Source organism: Rhodococcus (subgen. Prescottella) equi (assembly GCF_003013675.1).
Classification (GTDB): domain Bacteria; phylum Actinomycetota; class Actinomycetes; order Mycobacteriales; family Mycobacteriaceae; genus Prescottella; species Prescottella equi.
This window is the reverse complement of sequence record NZ_CP027793.1, coordinates 4,300,573-4,319,061: the sequence shown is the minus strand read 5'-3', so window position 1 is coordinate 4,319,061 and position 18,489 is coordinate 4,300,573. Positions and strand designations below refer to the sequence as shown.

Annotated in this window: 17 protein-coding genes; 8 read left to right on the top strand and 9 right to left on the bottom strand. The window is 69.5% G+C overall.

What is annotated here, in order from left to right:
• The first annotated feature begins 231 nt into the window (after positions 1–231).
• From napA to C7H75_RS20140, 5 genes are all read left to right on the top strand, one after another.
• Positions 232–558, top strand: coding sequence for a nucleoid-associated protein NapA (napA, locus tag C7H75_RS20160; protein WP_005517908.1), 327 nt, complete (start codon positions 232–234; stop codon positions 556–558).
• Positions 559–639: 81 nt separating this feature from the next.
• The gene (locus tag C7H75_RS20155) at positions 640–1,212 is read left to right on the top strand and encodes a LytR C-terminal domain-containing protein (protein WP_005517909.1); all 573 of its coding nucleotides are present in this window, start codon (positions 640–642) and stop codon (positions 1,210–1,212) included.
• Between the two features lie 62 nt (positions 1,213–1,274).
• The gene (gene sodC / locus C7H75_RS20150; RefSeq protein ID WP_005517911.1) at positions 1,275–1,985 is read left to right on the top strand and encodes a superoxide dismutase[Cu-Zn]; all 711 of its coding nucleotides are present in this window, start codon (positions 1,275–1,277) and stop codon (positions 1,983–1,985) included.
• 115 nt (positions 1,986–2,100) lie between these two features.
• Positions 2,101–3,219: a glutamate--cysteine ligase gene (locus C7H75_RS20145; RefSeq protein WP_005517916.1), complete on the top strand. Its 1,119-nt coding sequence runs from the start codon at positions 2,101–2,103 to the stop codon at positions 3,217–3,219.
• A gap of 24 nt (positions 3,220–3,243) precedes the next feature.
• Complete coding sequence (locus C7H75_RS20140) at positions 3,244–4,575, top strand: phosphatase PAP2 family protein (protein WP_081121074.1); 1,332 nt, start codon at positions 3,244–3,246, stop codon at positions 4,573–4,575.
• Positions 4,576–4,634: 59 nt separating this feature from the next.
• Here the strand turns inward: C7H75_RS20140 and mnhG are convergent, their stop codons facing one another.
• Genes mnhG through C7H75_RS20110 form a run of 6 tightly spaced genes read right to left on the bottom strand, consistent with a single transcriptional unit; the run spans position 4,635 to position 10,782 of the window.
• On the bottom strand, positions 4,635–4,973 hold the full coding sequence (gene mnhG / locus C7H75_RS20135) for a monovalent cation/H(+) antiporter subunit G (RefSeq protein ID WP_005517922.1): 339 nt from the start codon (positions 4,971–4,973) through the stop codon (positions 4,635–4,637).
• Positions 4,970–5,230 carry a monovalent cation/H+ antiporter complex subunit F gene (locus C7H75_RS20130; RefSeq protein WP_005517923.1) on the bottom strand — a complete coding sequence of 87 codons (261 nt, stop codon included), beginning with the start codon at positions 5,228–5,230 and terminating at the stop codon, positions 4,970–4,972. The genes mnhG and C7H75_RS20130 overlap by 4 nt, the downstream gene beginning before the upstream one ends.
• A complete protein-coding gene (locus tag C7H75_RS20125; RefSeq protein WP_005517924.1) occupies positions 5,227–5,799 on the bottom strand; it encodes a Na+/H+ antiporter subunit E in 573 nt (190 codons plus the stop codon). The genes C7H75_RS20130 and C7H75_RS20125 overlap by 4 nt, the downstream gene beginning before the upstream one ends.
• Positions 5,796–7,397 carry a Na+/H+ antiporter subunit D gene (locus tag C7H75_RS20120; protein WP_106851735.1) on the bottom strand — a complete coding sequence of 534 codons (1,602 nt, stop codon included), beginning with the start codon at positions 7,395–7,397 and terminating at the stop codon, positions 5,796–5,798. The genes C7H75_RS20125 and C7H75_RS20120 overlap by 4 nt, the downstream gene beginning before the upstream one ends.
• On the bottom strand, positions 7,394–7,951 hold the full coding sequence (locus tag C7H75_RS20115; RefSeq protein WP_005517927.1) for a Na(+)/H(+) antiporter subunit C: 558 nt from the start codon (positions 7,949–7,951) through the stop codon (positions 7,394–7,396). The genes C7H75_RS20120 and C7H75_RS20115 overlap by 4 nt, the downstream gene beginning before the upstream one ends.
• Positions 7,948–10,782: a Na+/H+ antiporter subunit A gene (locus C7H75_RS20110; protein ID WP_106851734.1), complete on the bottom strand. Its 2,835-nt coding sequence runs from the start codon at positions 10,780–10,782 to the stop codon at positions 7,948–7,950. The genes C7H75_RS20115 and C7H75_RS20110 overlap by 4 nt, the downstream gene beginning before the upstream one ends.
• A 197-nt stretch (positions 10,783–10,979) precedes the next feature.
• Here C7H75_RS20110 and C7H75_RS20105 point away from each other — a divergent pair, with 197 nt between their 5' ends.
• Positions 10,980–11,402 carry an NUDIX hydrolase gene (locus C7H75_RS20105; RefSeq protein ID WP_005517929.1) on the top strand — a complete coding sequence of 141 codons (423 nt, stop codon included), beginning with the start codon at positions 10,980–10,982 and terminating at the stop codon, positions 11,400–11,402.
• Positions 11,403–11,427: 25 nt separating this feature from the next.
• On the opposite strand, the gene C7H75_RS20100 is transcribed toward C7H75_RS20105, so the two are convergent.
• Both C7H75_RS20100 and C7H75_RS20095 read right to left on the bottom strand, forming a co-directional pair.
• A complete protein-coding gene (locus C7H75_RS20100) occupies positions 11,428–12,780 on the bottom strand; it encodes a hypothetical protein (protein ID WP_106851733.1) in 1,353 nt (450 codons plus the stop codon).
• Positions 12,781–12,865: 85 nt separating this feature from the next.
• Positions 12,866–14,368 (bottom strand): MFS transporter, encoded by a 1,503-nt coding sequence (locus C7H75_RS20095; RefSeq protein WP_081121071.1) that lies wholly within the window; start codon positions 14,366–14,368, stop codon positions 12,866–12,868.
• 168 nt (positions 14,369–14,536) lie between these two features.
• Here C7H75_RS20095 and C7H75_RS20090 point away from each other — a divergent pair, with 168 nt between their 5' ends.
• Positions 14,537–15,199 carry a TetR/AcrR family transcriptional regulator gene (locus tag C7H75_RS20090; RefSeq protein ID WP_064058413.1) on the top strand — a complete coding sequence of 221 codons (663 nt, stop codon included), beginning with the start codon at positions 14,537–14,539 and terminating at the stop codon, positions 15,197–15,199.
• Positions 15,200–15,299: 100 nt separating this feature from the next.
• A complete protein-coding gene (locus C7H75_RS20085; protein ID WP_064079545.1) occupies positions 15,300–16,052 on the top strand; it encodes an isocitrate lyase/PEP mutase family protein in 753 nt (250 codons plus the stop codon).
• Between the two features lie 12 nt (positions 16,053–16,064).
• Here the strand turns inward: C7H75_RS20085 and C7H75_RS20080 are convergent, their stop codons facing one another.
• The gene (locus tag C7H75_RS20080; protein WP_106851732.1) at positions 16,065–18,242 is read right to left on the bottom strand and encodes an AAA family ATPase; all 2,178 of its coding nucleotides are present in this window, start codon (positions 18,240–18,242) and stop codon (positions 16,065–16,067) included.
• Positions 18,243–18,489: the final 247 nt, after the last annotated feature.

Below are 18,489 nucleotides of genomic sequence, written 5' to 3'. Positions count from 1 at the left end.
CCAAGGATAGTGCGCGTGATATTCGCGGCGCGTCCCCCTGGAAGCCCGTCACCCGCGCCGCCACCGTGGTTCAATTGACCAGGAAGAACACAGATGTAATTCGTGACCGGTCCCGAGCGATGTCTCAGTGTCCGGGCACACCGCTCGGCCTGATCCTGCCGGGTCCAACGGGGCGCGGAGGTCGCGCTGACGTCGGGCGGACCGGAAGTCATCGAGCAGTCGAGGAGTGAGATGGACGGCGCAGCAGCGCGGAACCAATCTGAGCGGCCCGACAGCACGTCGGGGAACGAAGTGGGCGAGGACGGTCTGACTCGCCGCGAGCACGACATCCTGTCCTTCGAGCGGCAGTGGTGGAAGTACGCGGGGGCCAAGGAAGAGGCCATCAAGGAACTCTTCGCGATGTCGGCCACCCGCTACTACCAGGTCCTCAACGCGCTCGTCGATCGCCCCGAGGCGCTGGCCGCCGACCCGATGCTGGTCAAGCGCCTGCGGCGCCTGCGCGCCAGCCGTCAGAAGGCCCGCGCGGCCCGTCGCCTGGGCTTCGATCTCAGCACGTAGCCCTCTCCCAGTAGTCGCCAACTCGCGGCCGTCGTCACCTCGTTACGGGAAGCGTCCGACGGGCCGATTAAGGTCGGAACAGTGACCACCCCGAATCCAGAGTCGTCAGGCCCCCCGCTGCGCGCGATCGCGATGGTGCTGATCGCCCTCGCGATCCTGTTCGCCGGCCTCGGCGCGGCCTCCCTGGGTGGCTCCGATTCCGACGAGACGGCCACCGAGGCCTCGCCGACCACCACCACGTCCGCCCCCGCCGCGGCACCGGCCGCGGCGCGCACGACGACGGCGGCCCCCACCACGACCGCGGCCGAGCCGACCACCACGACCAGCACCGCGACGTCGACCACCGCTGCCTCGGCCACCACGTCCGCGCGGGTCGACAAGTCCGTGCCGGTGCGGGTGTTCAACAACAGCACCGTCTCGGGCCTGGCCGCACAGACCGCGAACGAGCTGACGTCCGGCGGTTGGAACGTCTCCGAGACCGGCAACTACAGCTACGGGCAGATCCAGACCACCACCGTCTACTACGGCAGCAGTGCCTCGGAGAAGGCTGCCGCCCAGGCCATCGCCGCCGAGCTCGGCGTCAAGGCCGAACCTCGTTTTGCCGGAATCGAGAGCGCGTCGCCCGGCGTGATCGTGATCGTCACCTCCGGGTAGTCCGGTACCACCCGCTGGTTATGATCATCCGCAGATTTCAACCACCTCGAAGGAGCGGTTCGATGGCCTCGCAATTCTCCCGTAGCAAGTCCTGGCGTGTCGTGACCCCGTTGGTCGCGATCGCCGCGCTGGGCTTGACCGCGTGCTCGAACAACGAGGAGCCCACCGACGTTCCCGGCACCACCCCGCCGGTGTGGACCGGTGCCCCCGCTCCCGCAGGCGAGCACGGTGAGAGCGGCTCCGAGCACGCCACCACCACCGGTTCTGCCGACAACGTCTCGGTGACGCTCAAGGATGCCAAGGGCTCCCAGGTCGGCACCGCGACCCTCGCCGAGAACGGTGGCTTCGTCCAGGTCACCGTCGACGCTCAGGGCCTGACGCCCGGCTTCCACGGCCTGCATGTGCACTCGGTCGGCAAGTGTGAGCCCAACTCCGTCGCCCCCACCGGCGGCGAGCCGGGCAACTTCCTCTCCGCCGGTGGTCACTTCCAGGTCGAGGGCCACACCGGCCATCCGGCCAGCGGCGACCTCACGTCGCTCGAGGTCCGCGAGGACGGCAAGGGCTACCTGGTCACCACCACCGACGCCTTCACCCTCGAGGACCTGAAGAACGGTGGCAAGGGCACCGCGCTGATGATCCACGCGGACGCCGACAACTTCGGCAACATCCCCACCCGCTACGCGCTGCCCGACAATGCGGCCGTGCCGGACCAGCAGACGCTGTCCACCGGTGACGCGGGCGGACGCGTCGCCTGCGGTGTCATCGGCGGCTGACGCCACACCACAGATCACCGAAACGGCGGGGCCCTCGCGGGCCCCGCCGTTTCGCGTCTGCCAGCGCCTTTGCGGAGCCGTGCGGGCTCCAGGACGCTGTGGTTGGATCGTTTCTGTGGGAGTCCCCTTCGCAGGTTCGCCGCGTCCGACCATCGGTGTGGAATGGGAGATCGCGCTGGTCGACCGGACCACTCGTGATCTGTCCAACACAGCCGCCGAGGTGTTCGACGCCGTCGGTGGACTGGCCGACGAGCCCCGGGTCACCAAGGAGTTGCTGCGCAACACCGTCGAGCTCGTGACCGGCATCTGCGACAACGTCGGCGAGGCGATGGACGACCTGTCGGAGACCATGTCGCTGGTGCGCCGGGCCGCCGACCCGCTGGGGGTCGACCTCATGTGCGCCGGCACTCATCCGTTCGCCCAGTGGTCCACCCAGTTGATCACCCGGACGCCGCACTACGACGAGCTGATCGAGCGCACCCAATGGTGGGGGCGGCAGATGTTGATCTGGGGTGTGCACGTGCACGTCGGGATCTCCTCGAAGGAGAAGGTGTTCCCGATCCTGAACGCACTGCTGCTGAAATACCCTCACCTGCTTGCGCTTTCGGCGTCGTCGCCGATGTGGACGGGCGTCGACACCGGTTACGCCAGCAACCGGGCACTGATGTTCCAGCAGTTGCCCACCGCGGGACTGCCGTTCCAGTTCGAGAACTGGACGCAGTTCGAGGGATACGTCGACGACCAGCTCACCACCGGCGTCATCGAGAACCTCGGCGGACTGCACTGGGACATCCGGCCGGCGCCGCGGTGGGGCACCATCGAGGTGCGAGTGTGCGACGGGATCTCGTCCCGCACCGAACTGTCCGCGCTGGTCGCCCTCATCCACTGCCTCGTCGTGCACCTCGACGAACGTCTCGAGGCGGGCGAGACGCTGCCGTCGATGCCGCCGTGGCATGTGCAGGAGAACAAGTGGCGGGCCGCCCGCTACGGCATCGACGCCGAGGTGATCCTGGGTGCCGACAACCGCGAGCGGCTCGTCACCGACGACCTCGACGACCTTCTCGAGAAGCTCACCCCCACCGCCGTGCGGCTCGGCTGCGCCGACGAACTTGCCCGCGTCGCCGACATCCCGAGGCGGGGAGCGTCGTACCAGCGTCAGCGCAAGGTGGCCGCCGCGACCGGTGGCGACCTGCGCGCCGTCGTCGGCTCGCTCGTCGACGAACTGGACACGTAAGCGCGAATTCACCCGCCGTTTACTATGAACGGCGTGTTGGTGGACGGTGGTGCGCGGACGGAGCCGGTGCGGCTCTCCGACCGGACCCGCAATTATCTGATCGGCGGCGTCGTCGCGGCCGGTATCGCGATCCTGATCGCTCTGCAGGTGTTCGCGTCGTCACGCGGGTTCGAGGGACCCCTGACGAGCCTCCTCAACGATTTCGTCGGCACCCCCAAGTCGGCGTCCGTGCCGTGGGCCGGGCTCGCCCTCGCGATGGTGGGGCTCACCAACCGGCAACGGGTGCTGGCGCTGTCGAGCGCGCTGGTCATCGACGTCGTCGTCGCCGGGATCCGCTACCTCGCGGGGGGATCGCTCACCGTCGGCAACGGCGCGGTGATCGTGCTGACCGCGATCGGCGTCTGGGCCGGCTGGAAATGGTCCGGTGAGCAGCGCCGCAACGCGCTCATGGGCGTCGGCCTCGGCGCGCTGCTGATCGTCGCCACCAAGTTCGGGGACGTGTGGCTGCACATCACCGTTCTCGCCGGTCCTGAGGTTCTCGACCAGTACGTCCAGCTCGCCGACCACGCGCTCGGCAACCCGTCGTGGGTGATGGGCAACATCGTCGACGCCACCGGTTCGGTCGGCTACGCCGTGCTGCACTGGGTGTACATCGAGCTGCCCGTGGCCGCGATCGTCGTGGCGCTGTACCAGCTGCGCAAGGGCTGGCCGTCGCACCACCTGGTCCGCACGTTCCTGCTGATCGGGCTGATCGGGCCGGTGTTCTACATCCTGTTCCCGGTGGTGGGCCCGATCTTCGCGTTCGGCGCCGACGGCAACGGCTTCCAGGTGGGCGACTTCTGGCCGTCCGTGGTCCCGGTCGACCTGACGCCGTCGCCCATGCCGTTCGACGACGCCACCCCCCGCAACTGCATGCCCAGCCTGCACACGGCGTGGGCGCTCGCGCTGTTCCTGCACTCGCGGCAGGGGCCGCGCTGGCTGCGCTGGGGCGGCACGTTCTGGCTGGTCTGCACGCTCAGCGCGACCTTGGGCTTCGGCTACCACTACGGCGTCGACCTCATCGCCGGCGTAGTCCTGACTCTGACGCTCGAGTCCGCGCTGCGCGCCCCCGAACGCGGCTGGGGCTGGTTCCGGGTGCGTCTCGTCGCCGGTGGCGCCGTGCTGCTGGGCGCGTTGCTGCTGAGCTATCGGTTCCTCGCCGTGGAGATCGCGGAGTATCCGATCGTTTCCGCGCCGCTACTCCTCGGCGTCCCCGCACTCTTCGCCTACGGCTACTGGCGCACCTTCTACCGTGCCGCCGCCTCCTCGCGTTTTGCGCACTTATCGCTCCCGCAGGACGCCCCGACCGCGCGCTAAGTGCGCAAAACGCGGGGGTGAGGGACGGCGTCGGCGCGACAAGTGCGCAAAACGCGGGATCAGCGGAAGGTGCCCGGATCGTCGTTGTGATTCATCAGCAGCCCGTCGCGCCCGCGCTGCTCGCGGTAGGCGACGCGGCCGACGCTGTGCGCGATCACCGGCGCCGTCAGCAACGTGAAGAGCCCGATGAGCACGAGCATCCAGATGTCGACGTTGCCGTGCAGTCGGATCACCGCGCCCACCAGCACCAGCACCAGACCGACGACCTGCGGCTTGGTGGCCGCGTGCATGCGGGACAGGGTGTCGGGGAAGCGGACGATGCCGATCGCGGCGGTGAGCGCGAGGAACGATCCGATCAGAATGCAGATCGCGGCAAGGATGTCGAGGAAGGTGTTCACGAGTCGTCACTCACCCGGAATCGGGCCACGCTCACCGAGCCGACGAAGCCGACCAGGGCGAGCGCGACGATGGCGGGCACGATCGTGGTGTCGCCGCTGTACGCCGCCCACACCGCCAGACCGCAGATCGCCGTCGCGATGAGGGTGTCCATCGCGACCAGACGGTCGAGGCTGCCCGGTCCGGCCAACAATCGGTAGGTGGTGAGCAGCGCCGCCACCACCAGCATCACTCCGGCGACGATCATCACGGCCGTCATGCTCGGTCCTCCCTGCCCTCTTCGTGGTACTCGTAGTCGCGCAGATGCCACGGCGCCGGCTGCCACTCCGAGTCGCGTTCGAACGCCGCGATGAACAGCCGTTCGAGCTGCCGTGTGGTCCGGTAGAACTGGTCGACGGCCTTGGTGGTCCCGACGTCGAGGACGTGCACGTACACCGCGCGCCGCGCCTGATCCACCTCGAGCACCATCGTGCCGGGGATGAGATTGAGGACGTCGACGCACAGTGTCAGCACCAGGTCCGACTTGATGCCCAGCTTGCAGCGCAGGACCCCGGTGACCGGCGGCGGACCGGGCCGCACGGCCAGCCACGCCACCTGCGCACTCGACTGCGCGGCGTAGAAGATGATCGTGCCCACCAACTTGACCATCGAGAACAGGTGCACGCGCCCCTCGACGGGCACCCGCGGCAGCGGAAGCAGCCACATGATCAGCAGGCCGACGACGGCGCCGCCGAGCAGGTTCGCGATGCTGAACGTGCCCCACAGCAGGATCCACACCACCGTCAGCCACGCGAGGATGCCGACGCGGAGTACGCGTTCGCGGGTCATTGGGCACCTCCCTCGCCGAGGACGGCCGTGATGTAGACGTCTCGATTCTGCAGGTCCTGCGCCGCACGGTCACTGATCCCGATCATGGGACCGGCGAAGATCGTGAGCGCAAGGCCGACGCCCACCAGTCCGATCGTCGGCAGCAGCATGAACACCGGCATCTTGCCGACGTCCTCGCGGTCGACGAACGCGATGTCCTCCTCGGACTCGTCGATGAGCGCGGACGGGCTGACGTCGGCGAGGTCGCCTTCCGGGGCGTCGGCGCGGGCCCGCCAGAACGCCTTGGTCCACACGCGGGCCACGACGTACAGCGTCAGCAGGCTGGTGACGGTGCCGCCGGCGACGAGCAGCCACGACAGCACGCTGGGGTGCGCGACACCGGCCTGGAGCAGCGCGATCTTGCCGATGAACCCGGAGAACGGCGGAATGCCGCCGAGGTTGAGTGCCGGGACGAGGAACACGATCGCGAGCACCGGGCTGGCCGCGGCGAGGCCACCGAGGCGGCGCAGCGACGACGACCCGGCCTGCCGCTCGATGAGGCCCACCACCAGGAACAGCGTCGTCTGCACGACGATGTGGTGCGCCACGTAGTAGACGGCACCGGACAGACCGGACTGTGTCGACAACGCGACACCGAAGATCATGTAGCCGATGTGGCTGACCAGGGTGAACGACAGCAGACGTTTGATGTCGGTCTGCGCGATCGCACCGAGGATGCCGACGATCATCGTGAGCAGGCCGCACACCATCAGCACGTTGTCGAGCTCGCCCTGCGGGAACAGCAGCGTGTGGGCGCGGATGATCGCGTACACGCCGACCTTGGTGAGCAGGCCCGCGAACACGGCGGTGACCGGGGCCGGGGCGGTGGGGTAGGAGTCGGGTAGCCACGTCGACAGCGGGAACACCGCCGCCTTGATGCCGAACGCCACCAGCAGCACGCCGAAGATCGCCATGCGGGTGCCGACCGGGATGTCGTCGAACCGCAGCGCCATCTGCGCGAGGTTGAGGGTGCCGGTCGCGGCGTAGGCGAACGCGATGCCGCACAGGAAGATCAGCGACGACACCATCGACACCATGACGTACGAGACGCCGGCCCGGACGCGGTCGGCGCTCGCCCCCAGGGTGAGCAGCACGAAGCTCGCGGCGAGCAGCACCTCGAACCCGACGTACAGGTTGAACAGGTCGCCCGCGAGGAACGCGTTGCACACGCCCGCCGTCAGCGCCAGATACGTCGGCAGGAAGATCGACACCGGCTGGTGTTCGTGGCCGTCGCGGATGCCCTGACCGATCGAATAGATCATGACGGCGAGCAGCACGATCGACGACACCAGCAGCATCAGTGCGGACAGCCGGTCGACGACGAGGGTGATGCCGATCGGGGTGTCCCAGCCGCCCACCTGGATCGCGGTGGTGCCGTGGCGGTCGGCGAGGTACAGCAGCATCCCGGAGACCGCGGTGACGCCGACGAGGGCGGCCAGGGTGATCCAGCGCTGCGCGGTGGGGCGCCGACCGAGGATCAGCGTGACCGCGGCCGCGATCATGGGGATCAGGACCGGCAGCGGGGCCAGCGTGCCGATGAGTTCGGGGGAGAGCGTCATCGCTTACCTCCCGGTGATTCGGCTTCCAGTTCGTCGTCCCCGTCGCGCAGCTCCTCGTAGGATTCGTAACCCTCGGGATCCTCGAGCAGTTCCACGGGAATCGGATTGCCCTCGGCGTCGAAGGCGTCACCGCCCTTGGACGGGGCACCGGTGAGCGGGTCGTCGGAGCGGTCGCGGTCCGGCGCCTCCGCCGGGGTACGCCGCTTGGAGACCTTGGTGTCCTCGGGGTCGTCCTCGACGCGGTCCGCCGTGTTGATCTTGAACGATCGGTAGGCGAGGGCCAGCACGAACGCCGCGATACCCATCGTGATGACGATCGCGGTCAGGATCATCGCCTGTGCCAGCGGGTCGGCCATCTCCTCGTGCACCGACTCGCGGCCCACGATCGGAGGGTTGCCGGAGCGTCCGCCGACGGTGAGGATCAGCAGGTTGACGGCGTTGCCCACGAGTAGCAGGCCCAGCAGCATGCGCGTGATGCTGCGCTCGATGAGCAGGTACACGCCGGACGCGGTGAGGACACCGATGAGGACAAGCGTCGCGAGATCGGCATTCATCGGGCGTTCACCTCCTCCTGTGCGTCGAGTCGGGCTCCGAGACTGCGGAGCACGTCGAGCACGAGGCCCACCACGATCAGGTACACCCCCAGGTCGAAGAACAGTGCGGTGACGAGTTTGATGTGGCCGAGCAGCGGCAGCGTCACCTCGAACACCGCCGACGACAGCGGCGGCGCCCCGAGGAACAGCGACGTCAGCGCCGTGCCGGCGGCGAGTGCGAGACCGAGGCCGAGGATCTTGCCGGCGTCGATGGGCACGGCCTCACCGAGTTCGTAGCGGCCACCGGCGAGGTAGCGCAGCACCAGCGCCAGACCCGCGGTGAGACCGCCCGCGAAGCCGCCGCCGGGCGCGTTGTGCCCGGAGAAGAAGAAGTAGACCGACAGCACCATCATCGTCGGGAAGATCAGGCGGGTGGTCACCTCGAGCACCAGCGAACGGTGCCGGGGGTCGATCAGGTCGCCGCCGCGCAGCCACGTCGTCTCGGTGTTCGACGCCGCCTCGAGGATTCCGGCGGGGGCGTCGGACACGCGCGGCGCCGTCCCGAACCGGCGGTGCCGGAACACCAGGCTCGCGACACCGGTCGCGGCGACCAGCAGCACCGAGATCTCGCCGAGGGTGTCCCACGCGCGGATGTCGACGAGCAGCACGTTCACCACATTGCGGCCGTTGCCGAGCGTGTAGGCCGCCTCGGGCAGCTGGAGATGGATCGGTACCGAGTTGCGGGCGTTCATCGCGTACGCGGCGATCGTCGTGACGGCGACGCCCACACCGATCGCGAGCAGGGCCCGCGGCAGTTTGAAGCCGATGGCCTGGCGCTCGTCGATCTCGGCGGGCAGCTTGCGCAGCACCAGCACGAAGATCACCAACGTCAGGGTCTCGACGAGGAATTGGGTGAGCGCCAGATCCGGCGCGCCGTGGAGCGCGAAGATGACACCGCAGCCGTAGCCGCTGAGCCCGACGAGGATCACCGCGGCCAGACGGTTGCGCAGCACCGTCGCGGCCAAGGCGGCCGCCATCATCATCAGCCCGACGGTGAGCTGCAGCGGCGACTCCCAGAGCCGGATATGCGCCCACACGTCGGTGCGCAGCGCGAGCAGGACGATCGGCAGCAGCACCAGCGTCGCGAGGATCGTCGACTGCGTCAGCGGCAGCGAACCGCGCTGCGTGAAACCGGTGAGTCGCATCGACAGGGTGTCCATGCCACGCAGCGTCGCGTCGTACACCCGGTCGGCGTTGCCGAGCGGCGGGTGCTGGAAGCGCAGTCGCTGGACGGCCCATCGGTGCGCGACGAACAACACGGTGCCGACGACGACGATCGCGACGGTGAGCAGCAGCGGGGTGTTGACGCCGTGCCACAGGGCCAGGTGGTAGTCGGCGTGCGGACCCGCGGGCAGCGTCGTCGAGTAGGGCGTGAGCAGCTTCTCGAGCTGCGGCGACAGCGGTCCGGCCACCAGACCCGCCACGGCGAGCAGGGCAGGCGGAGCGAGGAACAGCGCACCCGGGGCGTGCATGTTCGCCACCGGCGGGCTGGGGTTGCGCAGCCGCTTGCGGCCGAACGCGCCCCACACGAACCGGATGCTGTAGGCGACCGTGAGGATCGAGCCCAGCGCCATCGCCACCACGATCGAGGTGCGGGCCCACGGCTCGAGCACGTCGGCCTGCAGGATCGACTCGAGCGCGGCCTCCTTGCCGACGAACCCGAGGAACGGCGGCAGGCCCGCCATCGACGCGGCCGCAAGTGCTGCGATGACCGCCAGCCACGGGGCGCTCGGCCCGAGACGGGCGAGCTTGCGGATGTCGCGGGTGCCGGTGGTGTGGTCGATGATGCCGACCGCCATGAACAGCGCGGCTTTGAACATCGCGTGCGCGACGACCATCGTCATGCCGGCCAGAGCCGCGTCGCGGGAGCCGACGCCCACGAGCACCATGAGGAAGCCGAGCTGGCTGACGGTGCCGAAAGCGAGAACGAGTTTGAGGTCGAACGAGCGGAGCGCGCGCCAGCCGGCGAGCAGCATCGACGCCAGGCCGAGCACGATGATGGTGACCCGCCACGGCGGCGAGTCGGCGTAGCCCGGGGCCAGCCGCGCGACCAGGTAGATGCCGGCCTTCACCATCGCCGCGGCGTGCAGGTAGCCGCTGACGGGGGTGGGTGCGGCCATCGCACCGGGCAGCCAGAAGTGCAGCGGCACGATCGCCGACTTCGACAGCGCACCGATGAGCACCAACACGATCGCGACGCTCGCGAGCCAGCCGCTCGCGGGGTTCGCGACGACGTCGGACAGGTTGTAGCTGCCCACCAGCTGGCCGAGCATGATGATGCCGACGAGCATCGCGAGGCCACCGGCGGTGGTCACCAGGAGCGCCTGGGTGGCGGCGCGGCGGCTGGTGGCGCGCTCGGCGTAGTGGCCGACCAGCAGGAACGACAGGACCGTCGTCAATTCCCAGAACGTGTAGAGGATCAGCATGTTGTCGCTGGTCACGAGGCCGAACATGGCGCCCGCGAAGGCGACCATCTCGGCGGCGAAGATGCCGAGGCGGGGTTCGTCGTCCTTGAAGTAGCGCGCGCAGTACACGAGGATCAGCGCGCCGACGCCGAGGACGAGCACCGACATGATCGCGGCGAGGGAGTCGAACCGCATGTCGATGTCCATCGACAGACCGGGCACCCACCGGATGTTCAGTTCCTGTTCGGTGCCCCAGTTCGCGATCACCCAGCCGAGGCTCGCGAGTGGTACCAGTGCGAGCGGGAAGAACGCGTTGCGCCCTATTGATCGCACGGCGAGCGGAGCCAGAACGGCGGCTATCGCGTGGGCGATCAATATGACAAGCAAATGGCACTCCGTCGGGTTGTGGTGCGGCGGGGTGACGAATCGGCGTGAGCCGAGAGTCGGGCAGACCCTTCACTAGCTAGCAAAGTGGACTACGGCGTTCATCTTACTAAGTGCTCGAGTTGACGCCTCAATCGGTATCAACCGGGCAAATCGGCCGAGGTCGGTGGGGTCGGCCCGACGGGAGTACGTTCCAACGGGTGTCAGACGAGAATCCCACCGTGATCCGGACCGCCGCCCTCGCCCACATCCGCGATCGCCGGATGTTGCAGGCCCGATCGGCCGGCAAGACCGCGTTCTACATGGCGGGCGGCAAGATCGACCCAGGTGAAACCCCCGAGCAGGCTCTGCACCGAGAGGTCAGGGAGGAGCTCGACACGGGGATCGTGGACGGCACGGTCGTCGAACTCGGCGTGTTCGAGGCGCCCGCGTTCGGCCACCGACCCGGCACCCGGCTGCACATGACGTGTTTCCTCGCGGAGCTCGACGACGAGCCGAAGCCCACCAGCGAGGTCGCCGAGATCCGCTACTTCACCGAAGACGAATACGCCGCGATGCCCGAGACGGCGCCCGGATCCCGGCTCGTCTTCGCACGGTTGCGAGAGTTGGATCTCGTCGACTGACGCATTGTGACGGATGTCCGTGAGGTCATTCCGGGAGCGTGGCGGACTGCTGCCTCCGCTGCCCGCGGATCGCGAGCGCGCAGAACACGACGACGAGCAACATCGCGACGGCGGCGGTGCGGTCGAAGGTGATGGTCGGCATCGAAGAATTGATCAGTACGCGGTTGCCGGTGTAGGAGTAGTCATCCTGCGATAGCGCGAACGGAACGCCGGGCAGAGGCTCGTACGCGCCGCTGTAGATCACGAACGACGTGGTGACACCGACCACTCGGGCGAACACCAGCGACAGGAGCGGTACCGCGAGGCCCAGTGCGCCGGTGGCGGCGCGGCTCGGCACGGTGGAGCCGAGGCCGAGCCCGATGCCGACCCCGAGGGCTGCGAGCTGGACGAGGACCCATCCCGGGTTGTCGGTGGTGCCCGGTGCGACGAGGACCGACAGCGGGATCAGCGCGAGCACGGCGAGACCGATCATCGGCATGCGGCGCGCCAGGCTGACGGCGACCCCGACCGCGACGGCCACGACGCCGATCGCGACCGACACCCAAGGGCGCAGTCGGAGGTACTCCTGACCGAGCACCGTCGCGACGAAAGGTGTGACGGCCGCGACCGCCGTGGCCGCGAGCAGGAACGGCGCGTCGAGACGTCGTGCCCAGAACTCGGCGAGGGCGACAACGAGTACGAGGCACAGCGCGGCGACGACCCACTGCTGCAACTGCGAACCGGTCTGCCGGTCGACCCACTCGCCGAGCAGTCGGTGTGCGAGGGCGAAAGTGACGGCGGCGAGGGTCACGCCGAGCGCGGTGTCCCGGTCGATGCGCTCGGGTGTGGCGTCGTCGACCACCGCGCATACCGCAGCGAGGACGAGCGCGGGAATCAGGATCCACCAGAACGGCTCGCCGAGGGCCGACGTGCTCGGTGCCCAGTCCGCCTTCGCGGTGTGCGCGACCACGAACGTCGCGCCGACCGCGCCGACGAGCGCGAGTCGGGGGACCGGCCGCGCCCACACCGCCGCGACGGCTGCGCCCAGCAGGACGCCGCCGGCGAGGCACTTGGCGTAGTACAGCAGCGTGAGCTGCTCGAGGTCACCGACGCCGGACACCGTCAGCCGGGCTGCGATGAGCACGGCCGTCGCGACGACCGCCCCGATCCAGGCGGGACGCGTCGACGACGCCCGCAGCAACAGCGCGCAGGTCACTACCGCGAGGGCACATCCGACCACCACTCCGGTGGGCACGGCGGCGTTCCAACTGTTCAGCTGCCCTTCGGACGCATTGAAACTCGAACGCCACTGGGGTGGATTGACGAGCACGAACGTGGCCAGCACCCCGGCGAACAGGGCGGCGACGGCGGACAGGGACGCGCGGACGGTCGGAGTCACCGACCCGACGCTACCTGGCGCGCAACGCGTTCCGGCGGCGACCACGCTCAGCGTGATCGCCGCCGTTCGGGCGAACTCGGTGACGTCAGTGCGCCATCACCAGCTGACCCTCGGGAGCGTCCGCTGCTGCGGGCAGCTTGCCGCCGGGTAGCAGGAACGCCGAGATCACCGCTCCCGCAGCGAAGATCGCGGCCGACCACCAGAACGTGGTGGTGTAGCCGTGCACTGCAGCGAGGGCCTGGCTCTGCGGGGTGGGGGCCGCGTCGGACAGGTAGCTCGTCGCGGCAGTCGCCGCGATCGTGCTGAGCAGCGCGGTGCCGATCGACCCACCGACCTGTTGCATGGTGTTCACCGTCGCGGAGGCCACACCGGCGTCCTCGGGGCGAACGCCGGTGACCGCCCCCTGCATGCCGGGTGCGAACACCATTCCCATGCCGACGCCGAGCAGCACCAGGCCGGGCAGGATGTGCGGCGCATACGTGCTGGCGACGGTGAGCTGGGCGAGCAGGACCATGCCGACCGCCACGAGGGTGAGGCCGGTGGCCATCAGCGGCCGGGGACCGAACCGGGGCAGCAGCACGCTGGTGGAGGTGGTGGCCGAGATGACCATGCCCGCGACCATCGGCAGGTAGGCCACACCGGTGACGACCGGGCTGTACTGCAGGACCGTCTGCATGTAGTAGGTCAGGAACAGGAACACCGCGAACATGCCGGTGCCGGCGATGAACATGGCCAGGTAGGCGCCTCCTCGGGTGCGGTCGAGCACCACCCTCAGCGGCAGGAGCGGATGCGCGACGCGGGTCTCGATGACGACGAAGATCGCCAGCAGGACCGCACCCGCCAGGAGCCACGCGATGGTGGCGCCGTTGGACCAGCCGTGCGACTCGGCGTGGGAGAAGCCGTAGACGATGCTGAACAGCCCGGCCGACACCGTGACCGTGCCGGGGATGTCGAGCCGGGGCCGGTGTTCGGCCTTGTGCGGCGCCATCATCAGTACCGCGCCGACGAGGGCGACGGCCGCGAAGACGAGGTTGACGTACAGGCTCCACCGCCACGAGGCCCACTCGGTGAGCACGCCGCCGAGCAGCAGTCCCACGGCGCCGCCCGCGCCCGCGATTGCGCCGAAGACGCCGAAGGCCTTGGCGCGCTCGTCGGGTCTGGTGAAGGTGACCGACAGCAGGGACAACGCTGCCGGGGCGAGCAGTGCGCCGAAGACGCCCTGGCCGGCGCGCGCGGCGACCAGCATCGGGAAGTTCACTGCAGCGCCGCCGACTGCCGACATCGCGGCGAAACCGACGAGGCCGATCACGAAGGTGTTGCGGCGGCCGAACAGGTCGCTCAGGCGCCCGCCGAGCAGCAGCAGGCTGCCGAATGCCAGCGCGTAGGCGGTGACCACCCACTGCCGGTCGGCGTCGGAGAATTCGAGTGATTTCTGGGCGGCGGGTAGCGCGATGTTCACGATGGTGGCGTCGAGCACCACCATCAGTTGGGCCAGTCCGATGACGGCCAGGACGAACCAGCGCAGACGGTGCTCTCTCGTCTGTTCTCCCGGCACGGTCTCCGGCGGATCGATTGTGGTGCTGCTCATGAGGAACCCCTCTGGACGTGGGTCGTGGTGCGAGTCACCGAGATGGAATGAAGTGGAGGAGTAAGCTCCACTTAGGTCACCGTACGCCTAAGTGGAGGAGATATCTCCACTTGATTTTCTCCCGTGGAGCGGTTTGTCCGGGTATGTCGCAATTTCGGGGATGGCAGAATGAGAATCGTGAGCACCGTCACAGGAGGTCGCCGGCTACGCGCCGACGCCGAGCGCAACCGCCGCAAGATTCTCGACGCCGCGGCAGAACTGTTCGCGACCCGTGGCATCGACATCACTCTCGACGACGTCGCGCGGCACGCGGAGGTCGGCGTCGGCACCGTCTACCGCCGCTTCACCTGCAAGCAGGAACTCGTCGACGGGGTGTTCCAGCAGCACATGGACGACCTGGCCGACAGTGCGAGCGCCGCGCTCGAATACGAGGATCCGTGGGAGGGGCTGGTGGAGTTCGTCGCCCTCACCTGCGAGCAGATGGCGCTCAATCGGGGTATGGCCGACGTCTTCTTCACCGGCGACGAGGGCCGGGAACAGATCGCCTGCGCGCGCGAGCGGGTGACGCCGGTGGTCGATGCCCTGATCGCCCGGGCCCGCGACGCCGGTGCGCTGCGACCGGACGTCACCGTCAACGATCTCTTCGCGGTCAGCCGGATGGTCGAGTCCGTCATCGACTTCGTCCGACCGGTCGCGCCCGAGGCGTGGCGCCGCTATCTCGCGCTGGTGCTCGACGGCCTGCGGGCGGAGGGGGCGGAGCGGACGCCGCTGCCCGCGCCGCCGCTGACGGACGATCAGGTCGAGCAGGCCAAGGCGTCCTGCAGGCGGTAGTCCCTCCGGCTCGCGTCCGGGAACGGGTGAGCGGAAGGAGTGGTCGACGCCCGCCGGCGTGCCACGATGGACTTCCCACTCCGCGACGCGAGGACTGCTCATGACTGCGATCACCCAGAAGGCGAGCGATCTGCTCGCACTGCACCAGCCCGGGAACCCCGTGATCCTCCCGACCGTGTGGGACGCGTGGTCGGCCGGCCTCGCCGCCGAGGCCGGATTCGCGGCCCTGACGGTCGGCAGCCACCCGGTCGCCGACTCGGTGGGCCGGCCCGACAACGAGGGCATGACGTTCACCGAGCTCACGACGCGCGTCGCGCAGATCACCGCGGCGGTGGACCTGCCGGTGTCCGTCGACATCGAGGCGGGTTACGGCCTGCAGCCGCAGCAGCTTATCGACGGTCTCGTGGAGGTCGGCGCGGTGGGCCTCAACATCGAGGACACCGTGCACAGCGAGGGCGGCCGGCTGCGCGAGGCGCAGGAGCACGCGGACTTCGTCGGCGGCCTGCGCAGTGCCGCGGACGCCGCGGGGGTGCACGTGGTGGTCAACGCGCGCACCGACCTGTTCCTGAAGCAGGTCGGTGACGAGGCGGATCGCGTCGAGCGGGCCATCGCCCGGCTCACCCTCGCAGCCGAGGCCGGGGCCGACGTGCTGTACCCGGTGGGGTTCCACAGCGACGACGTGTACCGGCAGCTCACGTCGGCACTGCCGTTGCCCGTCAACGCAATTGCCGATCCGGTGCGCGGCGGTAAGGCCGACTTCGCGGCCCTCGGCGTCGGCCGGGTCAGCTTCGGTCCGCTGCTGCAGGCCGCCCTGGCCGTGCGGGCGAACGAGCTCCTCGCCCGCTGGCAGTAGGGCGGCTGCGCGTCAGCGGTTCTCGGCGTACGCCTCGAGATGCGCCACCTGGTCGGGATCGAGCGAGGGGCGCACCTTCTCGCGTGCGGCGGCGACGTCGGCGGCCGTGACGTCGGCGGCGTCGACGTCACGCCGCATCGCCGCGAGCGCGGCCTCGCGCAGCAACGCCGAGCAGTCCGCGGCGGAGTAGCCGTCGAGATCCTGCGCCAGGGCGTCCAGGTCCACGTCGTCGGCGAGCGGCACCGACTTGCCCGACGTCCGCAGAATCTCCTTGCGCGCGTCCGCGTCCGGTGGCGGCACGAACACCAGGCGTTCGAGCCGGCCCGGGCGTAGCAGCGCGGGGTCGATGAGGTCCGGCCGGTTCGTGGCGCCGAGGACGACGACGTCGCGCAGGGGTTCGACGCCGTCGAGCTCGGTGAGCAGTGCGGCGACGACGCGGTCGGAGACGCCGGAGTCGGAGCTCTGCCCGCGGCGCGGCGCGAGGGCGTCCACCTCGTCGAGGAAGATCAGCGACGGCGCCGAGTCGCGGGCCCGCTGGAACAGCTCGCGCACCGCCTTCTCGGACGAGCCCACCCACTTGTCCATGAGTTCGGCACCCTTGACGGCGTGCACGCTGAGCTGACCCGAACTGGCAAGGGCGCGAACAAGGTACGTCTTACCGCAACCGGGCGGACCGTACAGCAGGACGCCCCGCGGCGGATCGACGCCGAGGCGCGCGAAGGAATCGGGGTGCTGCAGCGGCCACAGCATCGCCTCGGTGAGCGCCTGCTTGGTCTCGACCATGTCGCCGACGTCGTCGAGGGTGACGCTGCCGATCGCCAGTTCCTCCGTGCCCGAACGCGACAGCGGGCGGATCACTTCGAGGGCACCCACCAGGTCGTCCTGCGTCAGCTTCGGTTCCGCCTTGTCGCTGCTCGCGCGGGACGCGGCGCGCAGGGCGGCCTCCCGGCACAGGGCGGCCAGGTCGGCGACGACGAATCCTGGTGTCCGCGAAGCGATCGTGGGCAGATCCAGGTCGGCGGTCGGCACCTTGCGGAGCAGCAGTTCGAGGAACTGGCGGCGTCCGGCGCCGTCGGGCAGCGACAGCGACAGCTCACGGTCGCACAGGTCCTGCGCGCGCAGTCGGTCGTCGAGGTCCTCGGGATGCGCGGTGGTGGCGACGAACGCCACCGACTCGGTGTCCACGGCGCGGCGCAGTTGGTCGAGAATCAGCGTCGAGACGGGCTCGCGGGTGGCCGGCAGCAGCGCGTCGATGTCGGTGACGAGCAGCACGCCACCGGAGCGGACGGCGTCCACGGCCGCGGTGACCCGCTCGAGCCGCGACTGTGCCTCGGACGCACCGACTCCCGGACCGTCGAGTTCGACCACGCGGCGCTTGGCGAGCACCGAACGCGCGAGCATCGACTTGCCGACGCCGGCCGGCCCGGTGACCAGCACCCCGAGATGCGGTGACGCACCGAGCTTCTGCAGCAGTTCCGGTTCGTCGAGGGCGAGCGTCAGCCACTCGGACAGTTTCGCGGCCTGCGCGTGGGCGCCGACGAGGTCCTCGACCGGCACGACGTCGGCCTCCCGCGGCTCGACCACCGTCGGTGCGGACGACGTCGTCGGTGCGGGCGTGGCGTGCGCGACACCCGCACCCCAGCGCACGGCCGAGTTCGGTTGCACGCTCACCGGTCCGCCCGAGGGGTCGACGCCCGTGACGGTCAGTAGCTCCGACGTCCAGGTGACGCCGAAGGTGCGCGAGAGGGCCTGCGTGGCCGACGTCGTGCTGGTGCCGGGACCGAGGTCGCGGGGCAGCAGCGACACGGCGTCGCCGACGGTGAGGACCTTGCCGAGCAGCGCCTGCCGCAGCGTCGCGTCGGGGATGGACTGCTGCGCCATCGCCGATCCGCTCACCGTGACGGTGCGTGCGCCGTACACCGCGACGGGTGTGACCACCACGGTCGCGTTCTCGCGCAGCCCGGCGTTGGACAGTGTGACGTCGTCGAGCAGCGCCGTCCCGGTGGGGGTTCCGGCCGGCGCGATCCCGGCGACCGCCGCCGTCCGACGCGCCCCGATCAGCGAGATCGCGTCCCACTCCCGCAGCCCGAGAGCCGCGAGCGCCTCGGGGTGCAGGCGCACCACCCCGCGTCGGGCGTCCGCCGCGGACGTGTTGAGTCGGATCGTGAGCGTCAGTTCGGGTGAGGTCACGCGGTCCAGCCTAGTGCGGCCCGTCGCGTCCCCTGTCTCCCCGCGTTTTGCGCACTTATCGCACCTGCCGCACCCCTCCCTCCCGCGTTTTGCGCACTTATCGCGACGTGGGGGACCTGGATTCTCGCGATAAGTGCGCAAAACGCGAAGAGGGTGGGCTGTGGAGAAGCGTGGAGGCTGTGGATAACTCGGGGTTCGGGCGGGTTTCGGAGGAGGAGTGGTGGGCGCGGTGGGGCACCGTGATCCG